Here is a 6,761-nt window from a genome sequence, read left to right on the forward strand (position 1 = left end):
ACCTTTGTTGTCCGGGGTGCCGGCATCGCCACCGCCGTCGTATTTGGGAATGACGCTCAGCGGTTTGCTCCACAACTCCTTGCCCGTAGCTTCATCCAGGCAGGCGAGCATTTCACCGCTGTTACCATCGGTTTCGCCAGTGACGAGCGTGTAGGCCTTGCCGTCCGCGACGGAGAAGCTGCTGAAGCCGAGGTTGGTGGGCGATTTCCAGACCTGTTTGAGGCTCCATTTGGCGCCGGGCACGGCAGGAACGATGCCATTGCCAGCAGGGCCGCGGAAGGTGGGCCAGTCAGCGGTGGCGGCAGAAGCGGCGGTCGCCAGAGCGAGGCCGAGGACGGTGGTGAGGTGGGTGCGTGTCATGATGAAAAGGAGGAAACAGAACGGTATCAAGAAGCGGCTCTTTCCTGCCCGCGTCATCCGTGAAACACATGGGAAGAATCATCCTGAATTCTTCCATGCTTTCCGCAGGCCAGGATCATTCCACCGGCCGGTGGGAGCGCGGTTCGCGAGTCACGGTGTCGCCAGGGCCTGCGCAGGTGACGAACGGACCGTCGGCCATCGGCGCGACTTTGGTGAAGCCGACGTCGGGCATTTCGCTGGGCTTGCCTTCGAGCGGAAAATCCTTCCGCAAGGGGAAGAAAGGATAGCCTTCCCACATGAGGATACGGCGCAGATCAGGATGGCCGCTGAACTTGATGCCCATCATGTCGTAGACTTCACGCTCGTGCCAGTCGGCGGTTGGCCAGATGTCGCTGACGGTGGGGACTTCCTCGTCCTCGGCCACGGCGGCTCGTACACGGAGGTGCTGCAGGTGTCCGTAGCCATAGAGTTCGTACACCATCTCGAAACGCGGTTCCTTGCCCATGTAGTCGAGGCTGGAGACGTCCACGAGGTAGTCGAAGTTCAATTCGTCACGGCAGTACTTGAGCAGCGGTTTCGCGCTCGCGAGTTTGACGACGAGCGTTTGCTCGTCGCGGAACTCCTTCGTTTCGAGGACGGCATCGCCGAACTTCTGCTTCAAGGCCTGCACCATTTCTGCCGCGTTCATGATCGTGAAGAATTAGGCGGTGAGTTCGTCGATGAGTTCCTTCTTCTGTTCGACGAAGGAGTGTTCGGTTTCGATCTTGTGCTGCAAACGCATGAGACCTTCGAGAAGCGCCTCGGGACGCGGCGGGCAGCCGGAGATGTAAACGTCCACCGGAATGAGCTGGTCGATGCCTTGAAGCACGGCGTAGCTGCGATACATGCCGCCGCTGCTCGCGCAGGCGCCCATGGCGATGCACCATTTCGGCGCGGGCATCTGATCCCACACGCGTTTCACGGCGAGGGCCATCTTGTAAGTGACCGTGCCGGCCACGATCATCACGTCGGCCTGACGCGGGGAAAAGCGCATCACCTCGGCACCGAAGCGGCTCAAATCGTAGCGGCTGCATGCCGCGGCCATCATTTCGATCGCGCAGCAGGCGAGGCCCATCGGCATCGGCCACATGGAGTTCTTGCGCATCCAGTTGATGGCGGCGTCCAGCTTCGTGAAGATGACATTGCCTTCGACTTTCGAATCGTAGGCGGCAAGAGTTTGATCAGCAGGGGCGACCATGGGGCAACAGGGGTTTAAGGGCTGGCAGAATTACGCCCCGTGCGCAGGAGCGGCAAACAGATTGTGAATCTTTTCACAAGGTCGGCAGGCCACCTCTCGCAGGAGAGCGGCTGCGATCCGTTCGAAATTCAGCGAGCGTGTCACAACCAACAGCCAAAGTGCCAAGTGCCAGCGCAGTTGTGCCACATTTTGGCACTTTGACGGTATTTTGGGGCACTTGGCACTTTGAGATCCAATCACTAGATCTCTGATTTACAGCGTGTTAACTGAGAAAAATGCCACTTGGCACGCCTCTAGCCAAGGAAAAGGGCATCAACAACCCTCAGTACCACCCTTTCCCCCCAACCCACACACCATGAGCAAAATCCTCGGCATTGACCTCGGCACCACCAACTCCTGCATGGCCGTCCTCGAAGGCGGCAAGGCCACGGTGCTCGAAAATTCAGAAGGCGCCCGCACGACGCCCTCAGTCGTCGCTTTCACCAAGAGTGGCGAGCGTGTCGTCGGTCAGGCCGCGAAGCGCCAGGCTGTGACGAACCCACGCAACACCGTCTTCTCCGTGAAGCGCCTCATGGGCCGCAAGTTCGCCGAACTCACCGACGCCGACAAGCGCATGCCCTACAAGATCGTGGCCGCCGGCAATGGCGACGCCCACGTGCAGGTCGAAGTCGGCGGCGAAACGAAAACTTACAGCCCGCAGGAAGTCAGCGCGATGATCCTCGCGAAGCTGAAGGCCGACGCGGAAGCCAAGCTCGGCGAAACGATCACCGAAGCGGTCATCACCGTTCCTGCTTACTTCAACGACAGCCAGCGCAACGCCACGAAGGCCGCGGGTGAGATCGCCGGCCTCAATGTTCGCCGTATCATCAATGAGCCGACCGCCGCGGCACTCGCCTACGGTCTCGACAGCAAGTCAGACGAAAAGGTCGCCGTGTATGACCTTGGCGGCGGCACGTTCGACATCAGCGTGCTCGAAATCGGTGACGGCGTCTTCGAAGTGCTCGCCACGGATGGCGACACCCACCTCGGCGGTGACGACTGGGACAACACGCTCATCCAGTGGATCATCAGCGAATTCAAAACCGACAGCGGCATCGACCTCAGCGGCCAGCCGGACGCCATCCAGCGCATCAAGGAAGAAGCCGAGAAAGCCAAGATCGCCCTCAGCTCCAGCCAGAGCTACGATTTGAACCTGCCCTTCATCACCGCCGACGCCACCGGGCCGAAGCACATTATGAAGACGCTCACCCGCGCCAAGATGGAGCAGCTCACGGACAGCCTGTTCGAGCGCACCATCAAGCCAGTGAAGGACTGCCTCGCCGCCGCCAAACTCGACGCCAGCAAGATCGACGAACTCGTGCTCGTCGGCGGAATGACCCGCATGCCGAAGGTGGTCGAAACTGCGAAGAAGCTCGCCGGCAAAGACCCGCATCAGGGTGTGAATCCGGATGAAGTTGTCGCCATCGGCGCTGCCATCCAGGGCGGTGTGCTCAAGGGTGATGTCAAAGACGTGCTCCTGCTCGACGTGACTCCCCTCACGCTCGCCATCGAGACCGCCGGCGGTGTCGCCACCCCGATGATCCCGCGCAACACGACGATCCCGAAGAAGCACTCGCAGATCTTCTCCACCTACAGCGACAACCAGCCCGGCGTCGAAATCGTCGTCCTTCAGGGCGAGCGCCCAATGTCCCGCGACAACAAGACGCTCGGCACCTTCAAGCTCGACGGCATCCCGCCGGCCCCACGTGGTGTGCCGCAGATCGAAGTCACCTTTGACATCGACGCCAACGGCATCCTGCACGTCTCCGCGAAGGAAAAAGTGTCCGGCAAAGAGCAGAAAATCTCCATCCAGGGCAGCTCCGGCCTCAGCCAGGAAGAGATCGAAAAAGCCAAGCGCGATGCCGAGGAGCACGCCGAGGAAGACCTCAAGCGCAAGGAAGCCGTCGAAGTGAAGAACAAGGCGGAAGGCCTCAGTTTCGAGATCGAGAAGCAGCTCAAGGAGTGGGAAGAAAAAGTCCCCGCCGACCAGCTCGCCCCGATCAAGGACAAGCTCACCAGCCTCAAGTCCGCCGTCGAATCCGGCGACACCGACAAGATGAAGGCACAGACCGAAGAACTCGAAAAACTCTTCGCCGCCGCCTATCAGGCCGCAGCCCAGGCAGGCGCAACCGCCGGAGCCCCCGGTGGCATGCCCGACATGGGTGCTGCGGGTGGCGCTGAAACAGCCTCTGCAGAACCGAAGGACAAAGGCAAGGTCGTCGACGCTGACTTCGAAGTCGTGGACAAGGACAAGTAAGCACAGATCCGCATGCCCATTCTGAAACCACGATGAGTCTGGAAGCGCTCAAGGAACTGTCTGCGCTCGATGGAGAGGCCAAAGGCCTCCTCCATCGACATGACGAGCTGTTGCTCGGCCAGCGCCGTCGTTTCTTGAACCAGATCGTCGAATGTTTCACGTCGATGACCGAGGTCGAGGGATTCCGCATCAAGCGCGATCCCATGGGCGCGAGCGCACGTCTCGATGAGACGGAGCTGGCGATCAGCTGCACCGACCCCACCCACACGCTGGTGGATTCGCAGGCGAAGTATTCCGTGACCTGCTCGCTGGCTCCCGGTCGTGCGTATGGCATCCTGCTCTGCCGCCAGCCGCTGGTGGAGTTCACCAACCAGAGTTCCGACACGAACGATCAGATCACGAACAAGAAGCTCGAGATCCAATACCTCAAATCGCTCATCGAAAGTCACGGTGGCGACCAGTGGTTCGTCATGGGCCGGTTGGAAAACACCGCTGATGTGCGCGGCATGACCGGAGCATTGCTGCCGCAGTACGAATCATTTCAAAGCTTCGAGCAGGCCGTGAGAACGGCCCTGCGTGAAATCTCCAATGCCGCACTGGCCCCACGCGCATGAAAACGTCCGCTTTCCTCATCATCGCGGCATTGGCATGCGCCTCCTGCGGCAAATCACCCGAAGCAGTCAAGCCGGCTGTTTCTGAGGCGCCCAAGGCCGCCACAGTTTCCGAAACGCGGCTCGATGCGGCGATCAGTGATGCTTTGACCCCGCCTCCGCCTGCTCCTGCCACATCCGACGAGCTGGCGGACGAGGCGAAGGCCATCCTCGCGCAATATCCTGGCAAAACGGCCGCCGATCTCCTCAACGTGCCGGAGGTGAACGCCCCGCTGCGCAATCTGCTGGGCAAACTCGCGCAGGACAAACCCTTGCAGGCGCGCATCAACAACAGCGTCGATCTCGCTGCACAGATCAAAGGACTCGATGGTGCTGCCAGGCTTGACCTCGACATCAAAGGCTACGATCAGGCACGCACGGCGCGCATGCTGCAGGCCGTGCTTTCCGAAGACCCGAAGCAGCTCGTGAGTTTCCTCGTCGGTGAAATCGGCGAAGCCACCCCAGACATCAGCTACGGCGGCCTCGATCGCGCACCCAACGGTGTTTCCATCGTCCCTGCGCCGGCCGCTGCGCCTACCCCCCCCAAAACCGAACAACCTGACTGACCCCTTTCCGCCCGGCCAGCCGGCACACCCAACCCGTGTGACAGCAGGCCGGGCAGACAACCCGAACCAAACCAGAACCACAACCCTCAAAGCACAAACCAGACCAACTATGGCCACCTCCATCACCCCCCTCGGACGCCGCGTCCTCGTGAAGCGCTCCTCCAGCGAAGAAAAAACCGCTGGCGGCATCTTCCTCCCTGACACCGCCAAAGAAAAGCCGCAGGAAGCTGAAGTGCTCGCACTCGGCACCGGCAAGGACGACGAAGGCAAAGACGTCGCTACCCTCTTCACCGTGAAGAAGGGCGACAAGGTCCTCATCTCCAAGTACGGCGGCACGGAAGTGAAGCTCAACGGCGAAGACGTCCTCATCATCAACGAAACGGACATCCTCGGCATCATCGCTTAATCCCCTCAACCCAAACCCCTGACCTCACACATCCACTGTTATGGCTAAACAACTCAACTTCGACGAAAACGCACGTCACGCCCTCCTCCGCGGTGTCACCAAACTGGCGAAAGCCGTGAAGGCCACCCTCGGACCATCCGGACGCAACGTGATCCTGGAAAAGAAATTCGGCTCCCCCACCATCACCAAGGACGGTGTTACCGTGGCCAAGGAAATTGAACTTCCTGATCCCTATGAAAACATGGGCGCCCAGCTCATCAAGGAAGTCTCCTCCAAGACCTCCGACATCGCCGGTGACGGCACCACGACCGCCACGGTTCTTGCCGAGGCGATCTACTCCGAAGGTCTCCGCAACGTGACCGCCGGCGCCAACCCGACCTCCCTGCAGCGCGGCATCCTGAAGGCCACCGAGGCCATCGTCGCCAAGCTCAAGGAAATCTCCACCCCGGTGAAGGACAGCAAGGAAGTGGCTCAGGTCGCAACTGTGTCCGCCAACTGGGACGCCGGCATCGGCAACATCATCGCCGAAGCCATGGACAAAGTCGGCAAGGAAGGCACCATCACCGTCGAAGAAGCCAAGAGCATCGAAACGACCCTCGAAGTCGTGGAAGGCATGCAGTTCGACAAGGGCTACCTCTCCCCTTACTTCGTCACCAATCCTGAGTCCATGGAAGCGAACCTTGAGTCCGCCTACATCCTCATCAACGAGAAGAAGATCAGCAGCCTCAAGGACATGCTTCCTCTGCTTGAGAAGGTCGCCCGCTCCGGCAAGCCCCTCCTCATCATCGCTGAAGACGTCGAAGGCGAAGCCCTTGCCACCCTCGTGGTGAACAAGCTGCGCGGCACCCTCAACATCGTCGCCGTCAAGGCTCCTGGCTTCGGCGACCGCCGCAAGGCCATGCTCGAAGACATCGCCATCCTCACCGGCGGCCGCTGCATCACCGAAGACCTCGGCATCAAGCTTGAGAACATCGAGCTCGCCGACCTCGGCCAGGCCAAGCGCATCACCATTGGCAAGGAAAACACCGTCATCGTCGAAGGCGAAGGCGGCAGCGAAGCCATCGCGGGACGCGTTTCCCAGATCAAGAACCAGATCGCCGAAACCACCAGCGACTACGATCGTGAGAAGCTCCAGGAGCGCCTTGCGAAGCTCGCCGGCGGCGTGGCCGTCATCAACGTCGGTGCCGCCACCGAAACCGAGATGAAGGAAAAGAAAGCCCGCGTCGAAGACGCCCTGCACGCCACC

7 protein-coding genes and 1 pseudogene are annotated in these 6,761 nt (G+C 60.6%); 5 read left to right on the top strand and 3 right to left on the bottom strand.

Going from position 1 to position 6,761, the window contains the following annotated elements; genetic code table 11:
- The 3 genes and pseudogenes from KDL09_RS19620 to nuoB all read right to left on the bottom strand — a co-directional run.
- A pseudogene (locus tag KDL09_RS19620) lies at window positions 1-360 on the bottom strand (alcohol dehydrogenase); the annotation flags it as partial.
- 115 nt (window positions 361-475) lie between these two features.
- On the bottom strand, window positions 476-1,048 hold the full coding sequence (locus KDL09_RS19625; protein ID WP_294388974.1) for an NADH-quinone oxidoreductase subunit C: 573 nt from the start codon (window positions 1,046-1,048) through the stop codon (window positions 476-478).
- Window positions 1,049-1,060: 12 nt separating this feature from the next.
- Window positions 1,061-1,597, bottom strand: a complete 537-nt coding sequence (gene nuoB, locus KDL09_RS19630; protein WP_294388976.1) for an NADH-quinone oxidoreductase subunit NuoB — start codon at window positions 1,595-1,597, stop codon at window positions 1,061-1,063.
- A gap of 355 nt (window positions 1,598-1,952) precedes the next feature.
- Between nuoB and dnaK the strand changes: the two genes are divergently transcribed.
- The 5 genes from dnaK to groL all read left to right on the top strand — a co-directional run.
- The gene (gene dnaK / locus KDL09_RS19635; RefSeq protein ID WP_294388977.1) at window positions 1,953-3,893 is read left to right on the top strand and encodes a molecular chaperone DnaK; all 1,941 of its coding nucleotides are present in this window, start codon (window positions 1,953-1,955) and stop codon (window positions 3,891-3,893) included.
- A 32-nt stretch (window positions 3,894-3,925) separates the two neighbouring features.
- The gene (locus KDL09_RS19640; RefSeq protein ID WP_294388981.1) at window positions 3,926-4,507 is read left to right on the top strand and encodes a hypothetical protein; all 582 of its coding nucleotides are present in this window, start codon (window positions 3,926-3,928) and stop codon (window positions 4,505-4,507) included.
- A complete protein-coding gene (locus KDL09_RS19645; protein WP_294388982.1) occupies window positions 4,504-5,109 on the top strand; it encodes a hypothetical protein in 606 nt (201 codons plus the stop codon). The genes KDL09_RS19640 and KDL09_RS19645 overlap by 4 nt, the downstream gene beginning before the upstream one ends.
- Window positions 5,110-5,218: 109 nt before the next feature.
- Window positions 5,219-5,515, top strand: a complete 297-nt coding sequence (locus tag KDL09_RS19650; RefSeq protein ID WP_294388984.1) for a co-chaperone GroES — start codon at window positions 5,219-5,221, stop codon at window positions 5,513-5,515.
- Window positions 5,516-5,555: 40 nt separating this feature from the next.
- On the top strand, window positions 5,556-6,761 hold a 1,206-nt coding region (groL, locus tag KDL09_RS19655; RefSeq protein ID WP_294388985.1), incomplete at its 3' end, for a chaperonin GroEL.

It is taken from the genome of Prosthecobacter sp., from assembly GCF_020439865.1.
Classification (GTDB): domain Bacteria; phylum Verrucomicrobiota; class Verrucomicrobiia; order Verrucomicrobiales; family Verrucomicrobiaceae; genus Prosthecobacter.